Here is a 22,345-nt window from a genome sequence, read left to right as displayed (position 1 = left end):
AGGATGCAGGAATCCCCCACCCCCATGAAGCCAAAGGAACCCAGCATACGAACAAATAACCTAGAGATAGGCTATAAGTCGGGCAGTCCCGTTTTTGGCAAGCTGAATTTGGCTGTTCGCAGCGGAGAAGTCACCTGTCTGATGGGCCCAAATGGCGTGGGGAAATCCACCCTCGTAAAAACCATACTTGGTATAATTCCACCTCTTTCCGGGGATCTTTGGATAGCCGGTCAACCGATAACGACATACAAACCCCGGGAAGTTGCCCAAAAAGTCGCCGTGGTGTTTACAGACAAAATTGCCAAAGGCAATCTCACTGTGCGGGAAATGGTAACACTGGGGAGGATTCCCCATACCGGATGGCTGGGACAGGTACATAGCGTGGACCGAACCGCCGTAGCATCGGCACTTTCGGACGTCAAGATCAGCCATCTTTCGGACAGGCTCCTGATCGAGCTGTCGGATGGTCAGATTCAAAAAGCACTCATCGCAAGAGCACTTGCACAGGATGGAGAAATCCTGATACTCGATGAACCCACTGCTCATTTAGACTTGGTAAACCGATACGAGATCATGTACTTACTACGGGAATTGGCTATCGTAAAAAACAAGGCCGTCTTAGTCGTTACCCATGACCTGGACATCGCACTGGAAACTGCCGATCAGCTACTCCTTATGATTGATAGCGAAATATGGATAAACGGAGCGCCGGAAGACCTGGTCATCCGTGGAGAAATCAATAAGCTAATGCCTGGAAACGCATACCGGTTTGACCTACTTACCGGAAAAATTGGCTTCAAACACAATGCGCCAATGCCTTCCATCATCGGTCCTGCAACTTGGATCCCTTGGGTACAAAATATCCTAAAAAAACACCCCATCTCAATGGATGAACTTTCCATTGAAATAGCCCCTAATCCATTTTCAATTCAAATCAGGAGGAGATCTACAGTCACAGAAGTTTTTAGCTTGGAAGATATGATTTCATTTTTGCGCAATAAAACCCAGTAATCACACGATTTTTATAATTATATTTTGCACAACGAGATATTTTCACTATCTTTTCATTGTTATAAGTACAAGTATACGCCAACTATTTTTTTCAGCTACCAATACCTAAATGTCAAGTAGGGCTTCATACCCTGGTACAACCAACTCAGCGGTTGTCACTTTTGGAATAATTGTAAGCCTGTGAAGTCTCCTTCAATAACAATACTTAGAGGTAGTTGCAAAAAAAGTCCCATGAAGAAACTGCTAAAAATTGGAATAGCTCTGGTGTCCATCATACTTTTCACCGTGATAGCTGGAATTTTGTATGTATCCTATGCCCTACCTAACGTGGGTCCGCCGCCGCAAGACCTAAAGGTAACCGCCACTGCTGAAAAAATAGCTAGAGGCAAATACCTGGCCTACCACGTACTTCAATGCATTGACTGCCATTCCCAACGGGATTTCAGTATTTTCAGCGGACCGCCTAGAATGGGTACCGAGGCGCAGGGAGGTGAGCGATTCGACCAAACCATGGGGTTCCCAGGCATTTTTATCTCTCCCAATATCACGCCTGCCGGAATCGGTGATTGGACGGATGGAGAACTATACCGGCTAATTACTACCGGCGTTCGGAAAAACGGAGATCCTATTTTTCCCGTTATGCCTTTCGAAAGCTATGGCAAACTGGATCCCGATGACATAGAAGCTGTCATTGCCTATATCAGAACGCTACAACCCACAGCAACCAACCACCCAGAATCGGCTCCTGATTTTCCATTCAATTTAATCATGCGCACCCTGCCGAAGAAGGCCATGCCAGAAAAAAAACCCTTGCCGGAAGACCAGGTAGCCTACGGAAAATACTTAGTGACTGCAAGTGCCTGCAACGATTGTCACACCAAGTCAGAAAACGGCACCGTCACAGGAGAACTACTCGCCGGAGGAAGGGAATTCTTGCTACCGGGAGGTGTGCTTACCTCTTCCAATATAACACCACACGAGACTGGGATAGGCGCTTGGAACCGGGAGATGTTTATCAATAGGTTCAAGAGCTATCAAAATCACGAAGACCTACCGCGGGTGGGCCCGATGGATTTTCAGACTATCATGCCTTGGTATATGTATTCCGGCATGACCGAAGACGACTTATCCGCAATCTACGCCTATCTACGCTCCATAAATCCGGTAGACAACAAGGTAATTCCTTTTAAACCGAATAGTTAGTCCGATCTTTCAGCAGAAACGAATATAAAACACAATCCGGTCAACCCTGTGACGATGCATACAATAGCTAGCCTCAAATAGCCGTCATGTAGCCGCCATCAATCGGCATGTTGACTCCGTTTATATATGCCGCCAAAGGAGATGCTAGGAATGCAACCAAAAATCCGTATTCCTCTGGTCTCCCCAATCGGCCCGCTGGAATGGACAGGATTTTTTGTTCCATCAGTGCCTTCGGACTTATCCCTTTCTTTGCTGCCTGTCCTTCGACCACCTCCATCAGCCTTTCAGTATCAAACGACCCAGTCAGAATTGTATTTACGGTCACACCTTTGGATGCTACCTCACGGGAAAGAGACTTTGCCCAACTGACCACGGCAGATCGAACACTATTCGACAAGACCAGATTAGAAATCGGCTCCTTTACCGAGGAGGAGGATACATTAATGATCCTACCGAAGCCGGCACCCAACATCCCCGGAAGGAGTGTCTGGGTAAGTGTCACATACGATTTAAACAGCAGATCAAAAGCTTGCTGAAAGTCCTGCACTCCTTTTTCCATCACTGTACCCGGCGCAGGGCCGTTGGTATTATTTACCAAAATGTGTACCTCCAAATTGGCAAAGTATTCCTTCACAGTCCTTTCAAACCCTACCGGATCTGCATAGTCCACCACCAGGTAACGATGCCGCTGCCCTGCATTCACCGATAGGGAGGTTAATGCACTTTTCAACTTCTCTTCATTTCTTGCCATGAGAATGACCTCGGCACCTGCATCTGCCAGTTGTTGTGCGGAAGCCAATCCGAGCCCTCGGGAACTGCCGCCTACCACAGCCCGTTTCCCGGCTAAATTAATTTGTATCATAGGTCATTTATTTAAATTCCCGCTTCGGGGTCAACGTTGTTTTTTAACAAAACCTATAAACTTTATAGGGTGTTTTGGTTGATAAATCAAAATATGCGTATATTTGTTGCACTAATAATTGGTATGACATACGAGCAATTTAGTAAATATTCCTTTTTACTGGATCGAACAGCTAGAAGGGTAAAGCAATATGCACAAAGAAAATTCAAACAACAAGCGTTTGACGTAACTGTAGACCAATGGTTAGTACTGAAAAACCTTTCAGAGAGCGAGGCGCTTAGCCAATCTGAATTGGCACATTTGGTATTTAAAGACCATCCCACGCTTACTCGGATTATTGACATTCTCTGCAAAAAAGGATACGTAGCGCGTCTTCCACATCCACAGGACAGGAGAAGTTTTCAGTTATTGCTCACCGATACAGGAAAGGAAAAAGTATTGGAGCTAAAGCCTCAAGTATCAGAAATCCGACAAGAAGCGTGGAAAAATTTGAATCAAGACGATTTCAACGAGTTTAAGCGGATATTAGACACGATCTATACCAATCTGGAGGATTAATAAACAGCCGATGGAAAAATTAGTTGTTACACTAAGTATATTTGCACCAAACTATCATTGCCTTCAAGGGTTTACCTTTCTAATTAAAAAATCAAACAGAGGATGATTACAACGGATATTTGCATTATAGGAGCCGGACCGGTCGGGTTGTTTGCCGTTTTCGAAGCAGGATTGCTGAAGATGCGCTGCCATCTTGTGGATGCTTTGCCACAAATAGGTGGGCAACTCTCTGAAATATACCCTCAAAAGCCTATTTACGATATCCCTGGGTATCCGGAAATCAAGGCCCAAGAGTTGGTAGATAATCTCATGGATCAGATTAAGCCGTTTAAGCCGACCTTCACGTTGGGCGAACGCGTAGATCAGTTGGCCAAACAAGACGATGGTTCCTACATCCTTACCACCAACGAGAAAACTCAGATCCATGCACAGGTGATCATCATCGCGGGAGGGTTGGGTTGCTTTGAGCCTCGCAAGCCTGTGATTGAAAAACTGGAGGTCTTTGAAGGCAAAGGCGTCACCTATATGGTAAAAAATCCCGAGCAATTCCGGGACAAGAAAGTAGTGTTGGCGGGAGGGGGAGACTCCGCTTTGGACTGGACGCTTTACTTGGCCGATGTCGCCAAGCGAGTCACGCTCGTTCACCGAAACGAAACGTTCCGGGGTGCCCCTGATACCGCTGCAAAGGTTTTTGATCTTGCCAACAGCGGCAAGATTGATCTGATCTTGTCGGCAAATCTCAAAGAACTTGGTGGAAATGGTCACTTAGACAGTGTGTATTTGGAAGACAAGACCAAATCTCCCATCAAGATTGAAACCGATTACCTGATCCCTTTATTTGGATTAAGTCCCAAACTAGGGCCGATAGCCGACTGGGGTCTCACGATCGACAAAAATGCCATAGAGGTAGATACTACTGACTATTCCACCGGAGTTGAGCGTATATATGCGATTGGAGATATCAACACCTATCCGGGCAAACTCAAGTTAATACTTTGCGGATTCCACGAGGCAGCCATAATGATGCACTCCGCGTTTAAATTCGTATATCCTGACCAAAAACTAAGTTTCAAATATACTACAGTAAACGGTGTAAACGCCTTTTAAACTCCTCTATTCAAATGATAAATTTCACCGTTGAAGACCATGGCGGCAACCGTCAGTCTATAGAAGCACCGGACGACATGGGATTAAGCCTCATGGAAGTCCTTAAGGCGTCTGACTATCCTGTTCTAGCAACCTGTGGCGGCATGGCGCTATGTGCTACCTGCCACGTGGAAATTCTAGAGGGTCAGGACGCATTGGGACAGGCTACCGACATCGAATTGGACCAACTGGAGGCCCTCCCTGAATACTTCCCAACGAGCAGATTGGCCTGTCAGGTTCGCATTTCGGACCTGCTGGAAGGCGCGGTCGTCAAACTACGTGGTGAAGACAACTAGTCAATAGTGCCTAGACCCGAAAACCGATGACCTGGTTTTCGGGTCTCATCTCCTTTTAATCCTCACCAAAGCCATTTTTCCATTACCCTCTTGAAGGTGTCCTGCCTGACAGGCTTAGACACGTAGTCGTCAATACCCGCCTTTTTACACCGCTCCTCCTGCCCTTCGAGTACATTTGCGGTGAGTGCTAGAATTGGAATCCTTCTCGTAGTCTCTCCATTACGTATCTTAGTTGCCAGTTCATAACCGTTCATTTCTGGCATATGAATATCTGTAATCAAGAGGTCGGGCTTTTCCTTGAGATATAGGTCATACGCATCTTTCCCATTTTCCGCCTCTATTACGTGGAGGGATGGAAACAAATTCGTCAAATACACCTTTACCAACATTCGATTCACCGGATTGTCTTCAGCTACAAGAACCGTTCGGTCTATCACGGTAGGAAGTGCCACACCCCCCACTTCCAACGTATCCACCGTAACCCTTTCCACTTGCCATTTCTCAAACTGACTAACCATATCCATCAGCATAATGGGCTTGATCAATTTTCTCCTACACCCCAAAGAATGGGCAGCAGTAAAGGTCTCCTCGGCCGTGTCTGCCGGGAACACCATACAACATCGAGCCTGTAGCGCGGAAGGAAGCCTTCCAATAAAATGCCTCAATTCATAGGTGAAATTACCCTTCTGATTTCTTTCTACATGGAGAAATACTATACCTGCTTCAGTATGACTGCTTAACCACTCCAATGCATCAGCAAACCCCAAGATACTCGTAGCCTCCAACTTAAGCTGTTCTAGGTAAAACAAAAGCGTAGCTTCCAATTCCCCTTGAAAGCCAACCAACAATGCCGGAGAATAGTCAGGGTAAGCCTTGGTCAAATAGGGATTTTCTTCCACTATTTCAATGTCCGGCAATTCAAAATAAAACACGCTGCCCCGCCCCTCCTCGGATTGCAACACCAACTTACTTCCCATCAAATTTAGTAACCGGTTGGAAATCGTCAATCCCAATCCCGTTCCCCCATATTTTTTGGTGGTAGATGCATCTGCCTGCGAAAATGCCTCAAAAATCATCGCCTGCTTCTCTTCCGGTATTCCGATTCCTGAATCACGGACCTCACACCTAAGTTTAACAAAGCCTCCCCGCCTTTCCGCCACCGAAATTTTTAGGACTACCTCCCCTTGGTGTGTAAACTTAAACGAGTTATTTAACAAATTGATCAGCACCTGTTTGATCTTTATTTCGTCGCCCCGAAATTTATGGGGTACATCCGGTGCGATGTGCAGCACAAATTCAATTTGGTCTTTTGCTGCCTGAAAACTTAGTACATCTGCAATATTCCGAATGACTTGCCTCAAGTTCATTTCCTGTATATCCAACTCCATCTTACCGGCTTCTATTTTAGAAAGATCCAGTACATTGTTGATCAGGTCTAGAAGAACATTCGCTGAAGTAAAAGCAGTGGTAACGTAACGCTTTTGCTGTTCACTCAATGCGGTATTCCCCAACAACTCTGTAAACCCTATTACGCCGTTTAGGGGGGTGCGTATTTCGTGACTCATATTTGCCAAAAATTCCGACTTGGCACGGTTGGCTTGTTCCGCCTCCTCTTTGGCTTCTTCCAGAGCCTTCCGATAGGCAATTTCCGACGTGATATCCCGGACTACAATTATTTTGCCCAATGCTTCGCTACCCGCTCCACCAATAATGGAAATGGACGCAGCATACCAATGCTTTTCCGCTTGAGTGTCCCAAGGAAAAACTGCCTTATTGGAATCGGATGCCCGATGAAGCCCTTCTTCAATGGCTTCCAGTATATGGGGCACGAGAAGAACCTCACCTCCTATCATTTGCAAAAATGCAGGGTTGTAGTTTACCACCTTACCATCTTGATCTACCACCAGCACCCCATCTGCGATACTTTCGAAAAGCGTTTTATACACAATGGGAGTCTCTTTGAAGAGACGAAATCTAACCAAACCCCAAAAAACAAATATCCCCATACCCATAAAGGAAAATGGAATGGGATCCAGTTGTGAGGACATGATACCTAGCAAATGAACTATATACGCCAGTATAGGAAAAATCGCACCCAGCCAAACAAAATAAACCTGGCTGGAGTCCGTCACTGTCCCGAGCAGCAACATCCTGCCTAGATAGACTTGGGCCAATAAAAGAAGCAAAACGGTATATACTTGATGCACCCAATACAAAGGTCCCTTTTCGGTTACCAACACACGCAAATCTCCCTGAACGACGCTGTCGTAAGCGGCGTAAAACAAATAGTGATACTCGTTAAAAAAAACCGTGAGCAACATGACTGCCGGGACAATAAAAAGCAACTTCGTATATTTCGACAGGACATGTCTGGCATTTCCGGAATAAAATAATATGACCAAAAAAAGTAGGGGGCCAAGTGACACTGCTCCGATATACTGGAGCTTAAGAAAAAGCACCTTGTTCGACAGCTCCTCTGAAATCAGCTCGCCCACATAAAAAAAAGAATACAGGGCACAGGAAATCATCAGGTACGAAAAATACCTGACCTCCTTAGATTTCCTTAGCTTATGACTGTTTAATGCAAGCAGCAAAGGAATCAAACCGGAAACCAACATCCAAATTACAAATCCGTTCAGGACCGCCTTTTCACCCATGCCATCGTTACCGTTTATCCTATCCCCTCAATCACAAATCTTCAACAAAATATAAATTTAGCAATAAATCCAACGTCTACTACCCCAACCACATAATAATCTTCGTTAGCAACATGGTAAGAAACAATAAAAACACCTGCCTTTTTTACCTCTCGTAAAAATTCCATCTACATCTAACCAAGAAATTTTTTGCCGCCGTTGAATTCTACTTTTCCGTTCGCTAACTTATGGCTTCCTTTGCCGAACCTGACAGCACTTGAATCAAAAAAAATGACCCCAAATTCCCATGCGCACCCTTTACTCCCGATTAATCCATCCACTTAGCGTCACCGCTTCACCTTTGTTTTGGTGTTTGCTTGCGCTTGCTTGGCTTGCGTGTACTCCTGAACCACCTGCTTTACCTCCCTCCGATTCCGACAATGGAGGGCTTATCCTTCCAGCTGGTTTCGAAGCCCTGACTGTCATCGATAGTGTGGGTATGACACGCCATATTGCCGTCACTGAGACGGGAGACATCTACGCGAAGTTACGCTACTCCAGAGACAAACTTGGTGGGACGGTTGGTATCCGCGATATCGATGGAGATGGGAGGGCCGATTCCGTGGTACGTTTTGGAGACTATGAAGATGTGGGCGGGTCAGCTGTGGGGGTTACCATTCACAATGGGTACCTATACACAAGCACCGTAAGGCAGGTTTTACGAAACAAGCTTGTTCCCGGAGAACTAGTACCTAGTAGCCCTACTGAGGTGATTCTGACCGATAATGATCCCAATGTAGCCCGTAATTGGCACACCACCAAGCCCGCGGCCTTTGACGGACGGGGAAACATGTACATCCCGTTTGGTTCGCCCTCTGATGCGGGACAGGACATCTCTCTTTATGGACCAACAGGTATCCCTGAAGGAAAGGGCCTCGATCCTAGTCCGGAAAGGGAAATGCATGCAGGGATATGGCGATTTGATGCTGACCGGCAAAATCAGGTACAGACCGATGGAGAAAAGTATGCTACCGGCCTAAGGAGCATCGTGGGCATGGCTTGGAGCCCGCTGGACGATCATTTGTATGCCGTTGTAAATGGCATCGATAATTTTCACACCTTATATCCAAAGATTTACAGCGCCTGGCAAGCTGCGGTACTGCCTTCGGAAATTCTCGCGCGGGTTACTGAGGGTTCTGACTTTGGCTGGCCGTACGCTTATTACGACCAACTCCAGGGCAAATACGTATTGGCTCCGGCCTATGGGGGAGATGGCGCCACAGTGGGAAGAGCGGCAGAATTTGAGGATCCGGTAATAGGGTTTCCGGGTCACTGGGCTCCCATGGAAATCCTCTTTTATCAAGGCAACCAATTTCCTGATCGGTACAAAGAGGGTGCATTTGTAGCATTTCACGGTTCTACTGACCGCTCACCCTATCCGCAATCCGGTTACATCGTTTGCTTTGTGCCCATTAAAGATGGAAAAGCGTCTCATTGGGAGGTCTTTGCAGATGGCTTTGCTAGGGTGGACACCGTAGAAAACACCGGTGATGCGGTCTATAGGCCCATGGGACTTGCAGAAGGCCCTGATGGTTCCCTGTACATTTCGGAATCCAACAAAGGCAGAATCTGGCGTGTAATGTACAAAGGGAACAAAAAAACCTTTGGCGAAGCCCAACTGGCCGCAATGGCGAAGCGCACCGAAAACAAAACCTATATCAAAACCCCTATGGAGGGGATTGATAACCTAGACAAAGGAAGCATCTTAGAAGGGGGAATTTTATATAACACCTACTGCGCTACCTGCCACCAACGCAATGGAGAAGGGGATAAAAACCGGTTTCCTCCGCTTGCCCAGTCAGAACGGGTTACGGGTCCCATTGAACCCGTTATAAATGCGATCCTGTATGGAATACAAGGAGAAATCACCGTTAGAGGCAAAACCTATAATGGCTACATGCCACCCCACGAAAACATCCTAGACGACCACGCCGTCGCCTCAATCACTACCTACATTCGGAGCCGATGGGGAAATAAGGCAAGTGCCGTGACGCCAAGCGAGGTGGCCCGAATACGGGCAGATGCACAACCTGCAAATCCTTAAAACAGCCAGCTAATCTATTGATTTCATGGTCTATTGCGGCGAAATTAGCCCTACTCAGAAACAGGAAAGGACGCAGTGGGCCTAGCTCCCGGCATAAGGGTGACGACAAAAATCCTTTGGGGTCTGCCAAAAGCAACAAATCGCATGCGGCCGGATGTGTGATGGCCTTCGGTGTACGCAATTAAGCCCCCCTATTACCCACTAAAAAATACCCTATCCGTTCCGATAGCCACCGAACAATTTTGACGAGAAGATCGGTGCTAAACGTCAAAAATACCCAAACCCTACCCTTTTTTGGTCATAAAGCGTTATCTTCACGGTTTAAATTACATAAAAATATGGCGGCGATTATAGAAACCAAACAAATCCAAAAGACCTACCGGATGGGAGTGGAAGAAGTAAAAGCGCTCAAGTCCATCAGCATGACGATCAATCGAGGCGAGTATGTGGCATTCATGGGGCCTTCGGGATCGGGAAAATCGACGCTGATGAACATCATTGGATGTTTGGATACACCCACCTCCGGCACCTACACGCTCAATCATAAAAACGTCAGTGACATGTCGGAAAACGAATTGGCAGAGGTGCGAAACAAAGAGATAGGTTTTGTGTTTCAGACCTTCAACTTACTCCCGAGAGCGTCCTGTTTGGAAAATGTCGCCTTACCGCTAATATATGCCGGCTATGGCAAAACAGAAAGATCGGAAAAAGCGTTCTTGGCACTAAAGAGCGTGGGACTAGAAGACCGGGTACACCACAAGCCCAACGAACTTTCCGGAGGGCAACGTCAACGAGTAGCCATTGCAAGGGCTTTGGTAAATGATCCCAGTATCATTTTGGCTGATGAACCTACTGGAAACTTGGACTCAAAGACCTCCTATGACATCATGGATTTGTTTCAAGAATTACACCAAAAAGGCAATACCATCATCATGGTGACCCACGAGGACGATATTGCCCATTACGCCCACCGAGTGATTCGATTGCGAGATGGCTTGGTCGAATCGGACAAAATCAACCCAAATCCTACCATTGGCAAGCAGGAAGCGGTTTGAACCTCTTGAAAGCTATTTCCGTAGTTGGTTTTAAGCAACGTACCTTGCAACCGAGGAATCTCCCAGCAATATGCAGTTGAATGACAATATTACCCGCAGCCCTGTGTGCGATAATAGTAACTTACCTAACAGATGAAGATATATACCAAAACCGGAGACAGTGGAGACACCTCACTGCTGGGTGGAAAGCGGGTTTCTAAATCCCACCTACGCATAGACGCATACGGTACGGTGGATGAACTGAATGCCTTTCTAGGGCTATTAAAAGATCAACCCGTAAACCAAAACCGGGCAGATTTTTTAAAAGCCATTCAGGATCGACTCTTTACCATTGGGGCAACATTAGCTACACAGGAAGATTCAAAACAGGTAAAAAAACCGGACCTAGAAGCCTCAGACGTACTATCCCTGGAATTGGAAATCGACCAAATGGAGAGCAGTTTGGAACCGTTGAAGAATTTTATCCTACCGGGAGGGCACACTTCCGTGTCGTTTGCCCATTTGGCACGGACCGTTTGCCGCAGAGCAGAGCGTCGGGTTATCGAACTCCATACCGAGACCCCTGTGGACAATCTCATCCTCCAATACCTCAATCGCCTGTCCGACTACCTCTTTGTATTAGGAAGAATGATGGCAAAAGAATTGAAGATACAAGAAACAATTTGGGCGCCAAGAAATTAACCAAAATGAATAAGACCATCGAAATTCAAATCACCAAAAGTCCGGTTTCAAAATTAGCTGAAACGGACTTTGACAATTTAGCCTTTGGACATACACTCAGTGATCACCTGTTTGTAGCCGATTATGCACAGGGAGAATGGCAAAATCCCCGGATAGAACCGTATGCGCCGCTTTCACTAAACCCCGCAAATGCAACGCTTCACTATGGACAATCCGTATTTGAAGGACTAAAGGCGTACAAAAACGAGGCGGGGCAAGTGCTGGTCTTTCGGCCCGACGCAAACCTACGGAGGCTCAATGAATCGGCCAAACGAATGTGTATCCCTGAATTACCCGAAGAGCTGTTTATGGAAGGGCTGGCCAGACTGCTGGAAATAGACAGGGAATGGGTACCTTCAAAGCCAGGCTGTTCGCTATATATCAGGCCATTTATCTTTGCCACAGACGATTTCTTAGGAATCCGGCCTTCTCAAAAATACAAATTCATGATCCTTACCAGCCCGGTAGGACACTATTATTCCAAACCGGTAGCCGTAAAGGTAGAAACGCAATATAGCCGGGCAATCGAAGGTGGTACCGGATTTGCTAAGGCCGCCGGAAACTACGCCGGCTCACTTTACCCTGCTTTGACAGGTCAAAAACAGGGATATGATCAGCTCCTTTGGACCGACGGAAAAACCCATCAATACATAGAAGAAAGTGGAACCATGAATGTGATGTTTGTGATCAATGGCGTATTGATCACTGCTCCTACTACTACAGGAACCATCCTTAAAGGCATCACGAGAGACAGTGTGCTCATCTTGGCTAGAGAGATGAACATGCCTGTGGAGGAACGCTTTTTGTCTGTAGGAGAACTCCAGGAATCACTGGAAAAAGGCACCCTTCAAGAGGCATTCGGAACTGGAACCGCCGCTACGGTAGCCCATATTCGCCTAATAAACGTAAATGGGAAAGACTTTGAACTTCCCCAAAAACCCACAGATGCGTTTTCCAACAGAGTCCTCCAAAAGCTCGATGCGATCAAGTATGGTAAAGAAGAGGATTTCAGAGGTTGGGTTTACAGGTATTAGTTACACCTTGACGACTATCCCACCTACCACCTGCCGGCTACACTGGCAGGTGGCCACTGAAAAATGAGTATAAGCCCCATGAAGCTTTTCCTTTATACCACCCTCTTGCTTTTTGCGCTTTCTATAGATTTAGCGGGTCAAAGCTACCTTGTTCTCCAAAAAGGACACAACCAAAAGACTCGGATCAGGTACGAGGTAGGGGAAACCATGACCTATAAACTTCGCGACATCCCTTACTACATGACGGACGTAATTCGAGAGATTCAACCGGCACATATACTTCTCGGGGAAAATATCGTTTCCCCAAGGCAGATCGAGGTCATTGACGTGCGTACCAAAGACGAAAGAAACAGCACGCTTCGAAACCTGACACTTATGCCCGCGGGAGCGGCACTGCTGCTGTTGACAGCCGAGACGGTAAACAGCCTGTATGGTGAAGGCAGCATCCAATACAGCAACGCCTCTATTGGCATAGCCGGTGGATTGGTTGGTACCGCTCTAATCATGTCTCAGATTCGTTACAAAAGATTCCGGATCAAAGGTAGTCGAAGCCTGATCGTTCTGACCCAGGAGGAATGGGAAGACAACGCCCGTAGCAATCGTCCCATTCGCTGAATAGATTCAGGTGAATCCACTGAGGGAGATCACCCATGCGTCAGTCCCAATGCCACAAACACCTATATTCCTGTGATCGGGTAGGTATTCCCTATAAATTTTCCGAAATTTGCACTTTAAAAATAAAACAACATACCATGACACAAGACCAGTTGAAAGACTTGAAGGCCCGCGTTTCGGCCTTGAGGAGGTATCTTTGACTACGATCGTAAGAAAGCCGAAATAGAAGAATTTGAAGCCATTTCCGCCCAGCCGGATTTTTGGAACAACCCGGAGGATGCGGAAAAGGTGATGAAGCAAATCCAAGCCCGTAAAGCTTGGACCACCTCGTTTGAATCACTGGAAACCCACCTAGGTGATTTAGAAGTATTGTATGAATTTTACAATGCGGAAGAAGTCTCAGAGGCCGAATTAAAAGCCGAGTTTTTAAAAGTTCGAAAAGACTTGGAAGACTTGGAGTTGCGGAAAATGCTCAGTAGCGAGGAGGATCAGCTCAATGCCATGCTGGAAATCAATCCGGGAGCCGGTGGGACCGAAAGCAACGATTGGGCCTCAATATTGATGCGGATGTACATCATGTGGGGTGAAAAAAACGGATATAAAGTCCGTGAGGTGGATCTACAGGAAGGTGAAGTGGCCGGTATCAAATCGGTAACGCTCGAATTTGAAGGACCCTTGGCCTATGGCTTTTTGAAATCAGAAATTGGGGTACACCGTTTGGTACGAATATCTCCCTTTGACAGTGGCGGGCGCAGACACACTTCCTTTGCGTCGGTATATGTATACCCGGTAGTAGACGACACCATTGAGATTGAGATCAATCCCTCCGATGTAGAATTTCACACCTCCCGATCAGGAGGAGCAGGCGGTCAAAATGTGAACAAGGTAGAGACCAAGGTTCAGCTGACCCACAAACCTACTGGCATCGTAGTGGTCTGTCAGATAGAACGCTCTCAGCTAGCCAACCGGGAAAAGGCCATGCAAATGCTCAAATCTAGGCTTTACCAGTTGGAGATGGAAAAACGAAATGCCGAGCGGGCCAAAATCGAATCCAGTAAAATGAAGATCGATTTTGGATCCCAAATCCGGAATTACGTACTACATCCCTATAAACTGGCCAAAGATGCGCGCACAGGATACGAAACCTCCGATGTGCAGTCTGTGCTGGATGGGGACCTGAACGAATTCATCAAAGCATTTCTCCTTGCACAAAGCGAAGAAGAAGCAACACGTGATTAATCCCCATGCCTTCGAAGGGAACTAGTCCTTCGAAGGCACATTTATTCAATATCCTGAATTTCTACAAAGATCCCACGGGGAGCTAGGATTTACTCTTCATCACACACGCTCTTGCAAGCTTCAAAACCTTCCATATATAACCTGAATTTTTTTCTACTGTGTACCAGCTATTTTCTGTTTTTCAGTAGTTTTAATATGATTATCCCGGAGCTGCCCTCCTATCTGAGCAGTTTAGGTGGAGAGGATTACAAAGGTTACATCATAGCGCTATTTACCCTTTCTGCGGGACTCTCCCGCCCTTTTTCCGGAAAACTTGCCGACCGCATTGGGCGTATCCCGGTTATGGTAATGGGAGTGGTGGTCTGTGTGGCCGTAAGTTTACTCTATCCCATTCTGACTTCCGTGGGAGGGTTTCTCTTTTTAAGATTTCTGCACGGTTTTTCGACCGGCTTCACTCCAACGGGATCTTCTGCCTATTTGGCTGACATCATTCCCTTCCAAAAGCGCGGGGAGGCGATGGGTATTCAATCCCTTTTTGGTTCATTGGGAATGGCAGCCGGCCCGGCTTTGGGGGGCTACATTGCAGGCATTTGGGGGATAGAACCCTTATTTTACCTGTCTGCTTTTATTTCACTGTTTTCTATACTTATCCTTTTCAACCTGAAGGAAACCCTGCAAAATAAGGAAAGGCCACGTTGGAACCACCTAAAATTAAACCGATCTGAATTGGTAGAAACCCGCGTCTGGGCACCATCTCTGATTTTAATCTTCTCAGTATTTTCCTTTGGCGTGGCCCTAACCATTATACCCGATTACTCAGAACACCTAAACATGGAAAATAAGGGACTCTTTTTTGCGGTATTTACCGTTGCGTCGCTGGCCATACGGGTACTTGCGGGTCGTGCGTCTGATCGATTTGGACGTATTCCTGTACTTAAGGCCGCCACACTGACCATGATAGCCGCCATGCTTACAGTGGCCTTTGCGGAGAGCAAATGGATGTTGCTGACCGGCGCGGTGCTTTATGGATTTTCGATTGGTATGAACAACCCCACTATTACAGCCTGGACCATCGACCTCTCGCTCGACCGATTCCGTGGAAGGGCCTTGGCTACGATGTACATCGCCTTGGAGGCTGGGATTGGCTTGGGTGCATTGATATCCGGATGGATATTTGCAAACCAGGCGGAAAATTTCGGAAAGGTATTTACGACCAGTGCAGCCGCAGCTGCTGTCGCATTTTTATTATTATGGTTTATACCAAAAAGTGCCCACATTCCCAAGACCGCATAGGTTTACCACAACGATCGCCGAAATACGGCATGAATCCCTTCCGGATAATAAAAAAACCCCCGGGAAGTATCCCAAGGGCCTAACTTTAAAGGATATACTGCGATAAATCCCGGTTTTGTACCAAGGAACTTAATCTATCCGTAACCATCTCCCGGGTGATCATGATTCTACTATTTGGCATGATTGTGTCCGGTACCTCAAAAAGAAATTCATTCAGCAAATGGCTCATCACCGTATGAAGCCTACGGGCACCGATGTTCTCTACTTCTTCGTTTATCCGGAATGCCAAAGTAGCGACTTCCTGAATGGCTTCATCAGAAAACTCCAAGTAGACTTCTTCCGCTTCAAAAAGAGCGGCATATTGTTTGGTCAATGCATTTTTGGGCTCCTTTAAAATCCGGTAAAAATCCTCTTGGGTCAAGCTGGTTAGTTCCACACGAATGGGAAAACGACCTTGAAGCTCCGGTATCAAATCAGATGGCTTAGCAACATGAAAAGCTCCCGCTGCTATGAACAGGACATGATCTGTATGCACCATCCCATATTTCGTATTAACGGCACTACCTTCTACGATTGGCAGCAGATCCCGCTGGACTCCCTCCCTACTTACGTCCGGCCCGGAACTACCCTTTCCTGATTTGGAAGCGATCTTATCGATCTCGTCGATAAAAATGATCCCGTTGTTTTCAGCCAAACGGATCGCCTCCTCTTTAACTTCATCAAAATCGATTAGCTTGGCAGCTTCCTCTTCCATTAGGATCTTGCGTGCCTCTCGGATGCTTACCTTTCGCTTTTTAGAGCGCTTTGGCATCATGTTATTCAGCATATCCTGAAGTCCTGCCATGCTTGCTTCGTCCATCATGCCGTTTCCGATCATTCCGATTCCCGCAGCGGGTGACTGCTTCACATTGATTTCCACCTTTCGCTCTTCCAGCTCCCCCTTTTGCAGCTTTTCCCTAAATTTCTCGCGTGTTCGTTCATTCAGTTCCTGCTCTGAGGCATGATCGGGATTAAAGCCAGAACTAGAACCTACTGTACTAAACCCACTCCCTTTTACTGGCGGAATCAAGATATCCAATAGGATATCCTCCACGATTACAGCTGCTTTCTCTTTTACTTCTTCGTTTCTAACCTCCTTTACCATGGTAACGGATTGTTCCACGAGATCCCGTACCATCGATTCTACGTCACGGCCCACGTAGCCCACCTCCGTAAACTTGGATGCCTCGACTTTTGTAAACGGAGCTTGGGCTATTTTGGCAAGTCTGCGAGCAATTTCCGTTTTACCCACCCCGGTAGAACCAATCATAAGGATATTATTGGGGACGATATCCTTTTGCAAATCCGATTTTACCATCAGCCTGCGAATTCTGTTTCGGAGTGCAATAGCCACATTCCGTTTGGCGTCGTGCTGACCAATGATGTACTTGTCCAGTTCAGCGACAATTTGTTTGGGTGTAAGATTCTTCATGATGTAATATCTTTGCCAAGGCTAAAACTTCCTTAGCGACTGTATGTTTGTGTGTATTCCGAACAAATGAGCCGATCCGGCAATTTGGTAGGCGGAAACGGCATATGAAAGCGTAAACTCAGGTGTGCGAAACACCCATCCACCAGAGAACCCTCCAAGTCCCCTGCCACTGATATCAGCAAACTCGCGCCGAACCAAATGGTTGTATCCAATCCTGAGCTCAAAGGATTCATGTACCAGCACCTCCGCCCCGAGTACCAATCGCTTAAATAAGCGATCACCAAATCGGTTATCATTCATTAGGGGAACGGTATTTATGTAGGAAGGGCCGCTATCGTGAATCAGGTTTCTCCCCGTCAGATGAAACCGCACCGGCATATTGGGAGCCTTGTAACGAATACCTACCCGCACATCGGGAATAAGTTGGAGAGGCAATTCCGAAATATAATGTGCCAGCACAACCCCTACCCGTTTGGCGGTGATGGCTATCACCAAATGCTCCTGCGGGTGGTGATAGGTAATCCCTAGGTCACTTGCCAGTGCATAAGCTTGGTAGCTCTCTAACAAGGAGCCCATCAGCTTTAAATTCAGACCATACCGAAAGACGCCATTGGTGCCATTCAATGCAGACGTAATGGCAAATTCATTGGCATGAAAAGTTCCAAGGGGAAAACCAACCTCATCGAACCCTTCAAATTCCCCATAGTTTACAAACTGCACCCCAAAGGCTGCTTGCCAACCTTCCTTAGGCTGCCAACCATAGCCTGCTGTGGCAAATTGAAAACCTCCGGGCAAATTGAGATAATGGGCTGAAAGTGCCTCCCCATCAGCGGAATCCAATAATGCAGGATTTGACAGAAACATTAACGGGTCACCTCCCGAAGTGATGTTAACCCCACCCAATCCTGCCAGTCCCGTAAAAGAGGGCTGATCTCCGAATCCAAAAGCCCCTCTGGGCACCTGCCCCAAAAGCGAATGGGAACCGCAAAAATTCAGGGTTCCCAAACAAAAGATCATATAGATTCCCCTAGCAATCACCGGAGGGATTCCGATGACTTTCAAACGTAAAGGGTATCGGATCATCTACAAGCTCATCCAACAACGCATAGTCCAGCACCTCTTGGACATGATCTACGACGTGGAAGGTGATCCCCTTTAAGTAGACATCGTCAATCTCTTCGAGATCCTTCTGGTTCTTCTTGCAGAGTATAATATCGGTGATTCCCGCACGCTTTGCTGCAAGGATTTTTTCCTTTATCCCGCCTACGGGCATCACCTTACCCCGTAATGTTATCTCTCCTGTCATGGCTATCTTCGCCCGTACCTTTCGCTGAGTATAGGCAGATGCAATGGCCGTCAACATCGTAATACCAGCGGAAGGCCCATCTTTGGGTACTGCACCCGCCGGAACGTGAATATGCAGATCGTAATGGTCAAAAATCCGGTGGTCAATCCCCAACTTATCCGCTTTGGATCTTAGATAGGAAAGGGCCGTCATAGCGGACTCTTTCATCACGTCACCTAATTGGCCTGAAAGTGTGAGCTTTCCTCTGCCTTGACTTAGACTGGCTTCTATGAAAAGAATCTCTCCACCTACCGATGTCCATGCCAATCCGGTAACGACGCCAGAAACACTGTTGTCTTGGTAAAGTTCCTTATCGTACACCTCGCCTCCCAATACCTTTCGGATCGTCTGCGGGGTGATTTTCTTCTGATAGGTCTCCTCCATGGCGATTGACTTGGCTACACTTCGGGTGACTTTACCGATAAGCCTCTCTAAATTTCGCACGCCTGATTCACGCGTATAATCCTCAATGATTTTCACGATAGCCTCCCGGCTAAACTGAATATCCTTTCCTTTTAGCCCATGCTCTTTTCGCTGCTTCGGGATAAGATGCCGTACGGCGATCTCTACCTTTTCCTCAAGCGTGTAGCCGGTTACTTCGATAATTTCCATCCGATCCCTCAAAGCTGGCTGCAAAGTCTCCAGCGTATTGGCTGTTGCAATAAAAAGTACCTTGGAAAGGTCGTATTCGACCTCTAAGTAATTATCTGTGAATGAACTATTCTGCTCGGGATCAAGTACCTCCAAGAAGGCGGAAGACGGATCCCCCCTAAAGTCCGAGCTCAGTTTATCAATCTCGTCTAAGACAAATACGGGGTTGGAAGCCTTTACCTTCTTCATGTTTTGCAGGATTTTTCCAGGCATAGCTCCCACATAGGTCTTTCGATGCCCCCTGATCTCTGCTTCATCATGCAGTCCGCCGAGGGACATCCGTACATACCTGCGGCCAAGCGCTTTGGCAATGGATTTCCCGAGAGAGGTCTTACCGACGCCCGGGGGGCCATAAAGGCAAAGAATCGGCCCCTTGAGATCGTTCTTTAGTTTCAAGACTGCCAAGTATTCGATAATCCGCTCCTTTACTTTTTCGAGACCAAAATGGTCTTTATCCAAGACAGCCTTTGCACGCTTCAGATCAAAATTATCGGTCGTAAACTCATTCCATGGAAGTTCCACCATCACCTCTGCATAATTCAGGGCAATGGGGTATTCCGCGGCAGATGGGTTCATTCGCAGGATTTTTGTAACTTCTTTTTCGAAATGGCTCCATACCTCCTTTGACCATTTCTTTTTCTTTCCTCTCTTAAGCAGATCCTCCACTTCCTTTTCGGGCCCTTCTTCCCCTAACTCGGTCTGCAAGACTTTCATTTGCTGTCGCAAAAAGTAATCCCGCTGCTGCTGATCGATGTCGGTATGTACTTTCTTTTGGATCTCACTTTTCAGCTCCAACATCTGAATATCCTTCATCATTAGCTCCAACAATAACGTTGCCCGTTCGATGCCGTCGTTAATCTCCAGCAAACGCTGTTTGGATTCCACGGGAGCATTGATATTGGAGGATAAAAAATGGGTTAAGAATGGGGTACTGTCGATATTATCCAAGGCTACCTGGGCTTCTCGGGGTATCTCTGGATTAAGCTGGAGAATTTTAAAGGCCGACTCCTTTAGGGATTGCTCCAGGGCTTCTATTTCCTTATTGTTTTTTGGAAATGACTCTTCCAAATAATCCACTTTTGCAATAAAATACGGATCATCCGATATTTCTTCCCGTATCTTAAATCGCTTTTTGCCTTGGATGATGATGGTGGTATTGCCATCTGGCAATACGATCATCTTAATGATTTTCGCTAGGGTACCGACATTGTAAATGTCCTGCCAACCTGGGTCATCTTGGTTGGGATTTCGCTGCGCACATACACCAATGAGCTTATCTCCTTTTTGGGCTTTTTTTACCAACCGGATAGAACGCTGTCTACCCACCGTGATGGGGATAACCACCCCGGGAAAAAGTACGGTGTTGCGTACAGACAAGATAGAAATCTCGTCAGCATAATTATCGTCCTTTATATTTTCTTCCTCTTCGTCGTCAGTGATTAAGTGGATAAGTTCGCCATCCCCAGAATAGTCTCCTAACAGCAATGATTGATATAATTGATTTCCGAAATTGCTCATATAGTCAATATGACAGTACTACTGTCATTTTATTTAAAATTTAGGCCTGCGAGCCTGTTCCTTTCTATTAAATAATGTAAACAAGCCCTATGCCAATGTAGCCCGAGACACAAAATGTCAGCAAGCGCATTAAGATATCACTTTAAATTCCAAAAACAAAAGCCCTGACTATACCAATTATTCAAGGGAAGGGCCAAACAGGCTTAGAAAGACTCCTTTACAGCCGCCCAGATATCCTCAGAAACAGGCGTCAAATTGAAACCCAGCCCTAGCTGCCCACGAATAACTTTAAGATATCGTTTCCAATGGCAAACACCATAATCATGAGCAAGATAACCATCCCCACCTTTTGTGCATTTTCCAAAAACTTGTCCGAAGGAGCCCTACCGGAAACCATTTCGTACAGCAAAAACATGACATGACCTCCATCCAAAGCAGGTATGGGCAGTAAGTTCATAAATGCCAAAATCATGGATATAAGTCCGGTGATAGACCAAAATTTCACCCAATCCCAAGAAGAACCGTAAATTTTCGCCATGCCAATGGGGCCGCTTACGTTCTTAGCTGACACTTCTCCAGTAAACATCTTGCCCATAGCCCGGGCGTTCACAATGACTACCCCAAACGCGCGCTCCACCCCCAAGGGAATTGACTCTCCAAAGGTATACTGCTTTCTTACCGGCTCGAGGAGGCTAGCCACCCCAATGCCAATCGTATTATTTTCACTTACCTTGGCGGTCATGGTCATCGGATTTCCGCTTCGCTCCAAGGATACCTCTACCTGCTGATTGGCCTTATCTTTCAGCACTGCCTGAAGTTCATCAAAGTAAAATACTTTCTGCCCATCTAATGCGGTGATTCGATCTCCCTTCTGTATTCCAGCCTCTGAGGCACCCTGTCCAGGCATTACCTCGCCGACTTCAAACGGGAATCGGATTTGGATGAATTTTGACATGCTTTCCTCATTGGAAAACGAGTTGATAAATCCCCTTGGAATAGAAACCTGAAGCCTTTCTCCATCCCTGTCCACTGTGTAATAACCATTCGTACTTAACAGCGCAGAACCACTACTCAGGTCATTGATCGATTCGTATGGTTGCCCATTGATATCGAGTATTTTGTCGCCGGTCTTCAGCCCGATCTGCTCTCCAATGTCATAGGCAACAATTCCATGTTCCAATACCTGATCCCTAGAGTAATACGTCTCTCCTCGGTCATACACCAAAAAGACAAATATAATTATGCCGGTAACCACATTGACTATGATACCTCCAAGCATCACAATAAGCCGCTGCCAGGCGGGCTTAGCCCTAAACTCCCAAGATTGCGGTTCCGAGGCCATCTGCGCCGTATCGAGCGACTCGTCCACCATACCTGATATCTTCACAAACCCTCCCAACGGGATGGCTCCTATAGAGTACTCCGTCTCTCCATATTTGAATCCCACGATTTTTGGAGGAAAACCGATGGAAAACTTTTCCACCCGCATACCAAACATTTTAGCAGCCAGCAAGTGCCCCAACTCGTGCAATCCCACCAAAATTGACAATCCAAGTAGCAATTGCGCCACCATTATTAACGTATCCAT

Annotated in this window: 18 protein-coding genes; 12 read left to right on the top strand and 6 right to left on the bottom strand. The window is 46.6% G+C overall.

All coding sequences use genetic code 11. From position 1 onward, the window contains the following. Positions 1-3 precede the first annotated feature (3 nt). Both IAQ59_RS09660 and IAQ59_RS09655 read left to right on the top strand, forming a co-directional pair. Complete coding sequence (locus IAQ59_RS09660) at positions 4-1,011, top strand: ABC transporter ATP-binding protein (protein ID WP_209330587.1); 1,008 nt, start codon at positions 4-6, stop codon at positions 1,009-1,011. A gap of 231 nt (positions 1,012-1,242) precedes the next feature. Continuing rightward, positions 1,243-2,214 carry a c-type cytochrome gene (locus tag IAQ59_RS09655; RefSeq protein ID WP_209330586.1) on the top strand — a complete coding sequence of 324 codons (972 nt, stop codon included), beginning with the start codon at positions 1,243-1,245 and terminating at the stop codon, positions 2,212-2,214. Positions 2,215-2,287: 73 nt separating this feature from the next. On the opposite strand, the gene IAQ59_RS09650 is transcribed toward IAQ59_RS09655, so the two are convergent. Further along, the gene (locus IAQ59_RS09650) at positions 2,288-3,076 is read right to left on the bottom strand and encodes an SDR family oxidoreductase (RefSeq protein WP_209330585.1); all 789 of its coding nucleotides are present in this window, start codon (positions 3,074-3,076) and stop codon (positions 2,288-2,290) included. Between the two features lie 123 nt (positions 3,077-3,199). On the opposite strand from IAQ59_RS09650, the gene IAQ59_RS09645 reads away from it, so the two are divergent. From IAQ59_RS09645 to IAQ59_RS09635, 3 genes are all read left to right on the top strand, one after another. After that, positions 3,200-3,634, top strand: coding sequence for a MarR family winged helix-turn-helix transcriptional regulator (locus tag IAQ59_RS09645; RefSeq protein WP_209330635.1), 435 nt, complete (start codon positions 3,200-3,202; stop codon positions 3,632-3,634). Positions 3,635-3,736: 102 nt separating this feature from the next. Then, a complete protein-coding gene (locus IAQ59_RS09640; protein WP_209330584.1) occupies positions 3,737-4,741 on the top strand; it encodes an NAD(P)/FAD-dependent oxidoreductase in 1,005 nt (334 codons plus the stop codon). Between the two features lie 14 nt (positions 4,742-4,755). Further along, a complete protein-coding gene (locus tag IAQ59_RS09635; protein ID WP_209330583.1) occupies positions 4,756-5,076 on the top strand; it encodes a 2Fe-2S iron-sulfur cluster-binding protein in 321 nt (106 codons plus the stop codon). Positions 5,077-5,138: 62 nt separating this feature from the next. On the opposite strand, the gene IAQ59_RS09630 is transcribed toward IAQ59_RS09635, so the two are convergent. Beyond that, positions 5,139-7,733: a histidine kinase N-terminal 7TM domain-containing protein gene (locus IAQ59_RS09630; RefSeq protein ID WP_209330582.1), complete on the bottom strand. Its 2,595-nt coding sequence runs from the start codon at positions 7,731-7,733 to the stop codon at positions 5,139-5,141. 286 nt (positions 7,734-8,019) lie between these two features. Here IAQ59_RS09630 and IAQ59_RS09625 point away from each other — a divergent pair, with 286 nt between their 5' ends. The 7 genes from IAQ59_RS09625 (at position 8,020) to IAQ59_RS09595 (ending at position 15,772) form a co-directional block, all read left to right on the top strand. Beyond that, positions 8,020-9,816, top strand: a complete 1,797-nt coding sequence (locus IAQ59_RS09625; protein WP_209330581.1) for a PQQ-dependent sugar dehydrogenase — start codon at positions 8,020-8,022, stop codon at positions 9,814-9,816. A gap of 338 nt (positions 9,817-10,154) precedes the next feature. Beyond that, positions 10,155-10,871 (top strand): ABC transporter ATP-binding protein, encoded by a 717-nt coding sequence (locus IAQ59_RS09620; protein WP_245189524.1) that lies wholly within the window; start codon positions 10,155-10,157, stop codon positions 10,869-10,871. Between the two features lie 132 nt (positions 10,872-11,003). Then, positions 11,004-11,552 (top strand): cob(I)yrinic acid a,c-diamide adenosyltransferase, encoded by a 549-nt coding sequence (locus tag IAQ59_RS09615; protein ID WP_209330580.1) that lies wholly within the window; start codon positions 11,004-11,006, stop codon positions 11,550-11,552. 5 nt (positions 11,553-11,557) lie between these two features. Further along, on the top strand, positions 11,558-12,625 hold the full coding sequence (locus IAQ59_RS09610) for a branched-chain amino acid aminotransferase (RefSeq protein WP_209330579.1): 1,068 nt from the start codon (positions 11,558-11,560) through the stop codon (positions 12,623-12,625). Positions 12,626-12,703: 78 nt separating this feature from the next. Beyond that, on the top strand, positions 12,704-13,240 hold the full coding sequence (locus IAQ59_RS09605; RefSeq protein ID WP_209330578.1) for a hypothetical protein: 537 nt from the start codon (positions 12,704-12,706) through the stop codon (positions 13,238-13,240). Between the two features lie 137 nt (positions 13,241-13,377). Next, positions 13,378-14,479, top strand: a protein-coding gene (gene prfB / locus IAQ59_RS09600) for a peptide chain release factor 2 (RefSeq protein WP_209330577.1) whose coding sequence is annotated in 2 segments (ribosomal slippage) — positions 13,378-13,437 and positions 13,439-14,479 — 1,101 coding nt in all. Because the reading frame shifts where the segments join, the coding sequence is not laid out codon by codon here. Between the two features lie 111 nt (positions 14,480-14,590). After that, positions 14,591-15,772, top strand: a complete 1,182-nt coding sequence (locus IAQ59_RS09595) for an MFS transporter (RefSeq protein WP_209330576.1) — start codon at positions 14,591-14,593, stop codon at positions 15,770-15,772. 85 nt (positions 15,773-15,857) lie between these two features. Here IAQ59_RS09595 and hslU read toward each other — a convergent pair whose 3' ends face one another. The 4 genes from hslU to rseP all read right to left on the bottom strand — a co-directional run bounded on the left by hslU (position 15,858) and on the right by rseP (position 22,345). Next, a complete protein-coding gene (hslU, locus tag IAQ59_RS09590; protein ID WP_209330575.1) occupies positions 15,858-17,243 on the bottom strand; it encodes an ATP-dependent protease ATPase subunit HslU in 1,386 nt (461 codons plus the stop codon). Between the two features lie 21 nt (positions 17,244-17,264). Further along, complete coding sequence (porQ, locus tag IAQ59_RS09585) at positions 17,265-18,305, bottom strand: type IX secretion system protein PorQ (protein WP_209330574.1); 1,041 nt, start codon at positions 18,303-18,305, stop codon at positions 17,265-17,267. Further along, the gene (lon, locus tag IAQ59_RS09580) at positions 18,271-20,757 is read right to left on the bottom strand and encodes an endopeptidase La (protein WP_209330573.1); all 2,487 of its coding nucleotides are present in this window, start codon (positions 20,755-20,757) and stop codon (positions 18,271-18,273) included. Before lon ends, porQ begins: the two co-directional genes overlap by 35 nt. A 268-nt stretch (positions 20,758-21,025) precedes the next feature. Beyond that, on the bottom strand, positions 21,026-22,345 hold the full coding sequence (rseP, locus tag IAQ59_RS09575; protein WP_209330572.1) for an RIP metalloprotease RseP: 1,320 nt from the start codon (positions 22,343-22,345) through the stop codon (positions 21,026-21,028).

This window comes from Lunatimonas salinarum (genome assembly GCF_017811155.1).
Taxonomy (GTDB): Bacteria; Bacteroidota; Bacteroidia; order Cytophagales; family Cyclobacteriaceae; genus Lunatimonas; species Lunatimonas salinarum.
This window is presented reverse-complemented; position numbering and strand designations above follow the sequence as displayed.

Excerpts from the sequence above, each read along its gene's own strand:
- IAQ59_RS09660 (WP_209330587.1), top strand. The coding sequence starts at position 4 with ATGCAGGAATCCCCCACCCCCATGAAGCCAAAGGAACCCAGCATACGA.
- IAQ59_RS09655 (WP_209330586.1), top strand. The coding sequence starts at position 1,243 with ATGAAGAAACTGCTAAAAATTGGAATAGCTCTGGTGTCCATCATACTT.
- IAQ59_RS09650 (WP_209330585.1), bottom strand. The coding sequence starts at position 3,076 with ATGATACAAATTAATTTAGCCGGGAAACGGGCTGTGGTAGGCGGCAGT.
- IAQ59_RS09645 (WP_209330635.1), top strand. The coding sequence starts at position 3,200 with ATGACATACGAGCAATTTAGTAAATATTCCTTTTTACTGGATCGAACA.
- IAQ59_RS09640 (WP_209330584.1), top strand. The coding sequence starts at position 3,737 with ATGATTACAACGGATATTTGCATTATAGGAGCCGGACCGGTCGGGTTG.
- IAQ59_RS09635 (WP_209330583.1), top strand. The coding sequence starts at position 4,756 with ATGATAAATTTCACCGTTGAAGACCATGGCGGCAACCGTCAGTCTATA.
- IAQ59_RS09630 (WP_209330582.1), bottom strand. The coding sequence starts at position 7,733 with ATGGGTGAAAAGGCGGTCCTGAACGGATTTGTAATTTGGATGTTGGTT.
- IAQ59_RS09625 (WP_209330581.1), top strand. The coding sequence starts at position 8,020 with ATGCGCACCCTTTACTCCCGATTAATCCATCCACTTAGCGTCACCGCT.
- IAQ59_RS09620 (WP_245189524.1), top strand. The coding sequence starts at position 10,155 with ATGGCGGCGATTATAGAAACCAAACAAATCCAAAAGACCTACCGGATG.
- IAQ59_RS09615 (WP_209330580.1), top strand. The coding sequence starts at position 11,004 with ATGAAGATATATACCAAAACCGGAGACAGTGGAGACACCTCACTGCTG.
- IAQ59_RS09610 (WP_209330579.1), top strand. The coding sequence starts at position 11,558 with ATGAATAAGACCATCGAAATTCAAATCACCAAAAGTCCGGTTTCAAAA.
- IAQ59_RS09605 (WP_209330578.1), top strand. The coding sequence starts at position 12,704 with ATGAAGCTTTTCCTTTATACCACCCTCTTGCTTTTTGCGCTTTCTATA.
- hslU (WP_209330575.1), bottom strand. The coding sequence starts at position 17,243 with ATGAAGAATCTTACACCCAAACAAATTGTCGCTGAACTGGACAAGTAC.
- lon (WP_209330573.1), bottom strand. The coding sequence starts at position 20,757 with ATGAGCAATTTCGGAAATCAATTATATCAATCATTGCTGTTAGGAGAC.
- rseP (WP_209330572.1), bottom strand. The coding sequence starts at position 22,345 with ATGGATACGTTAATAATGGTGGCGCAATTGCTACTTGGATTGTCAATT.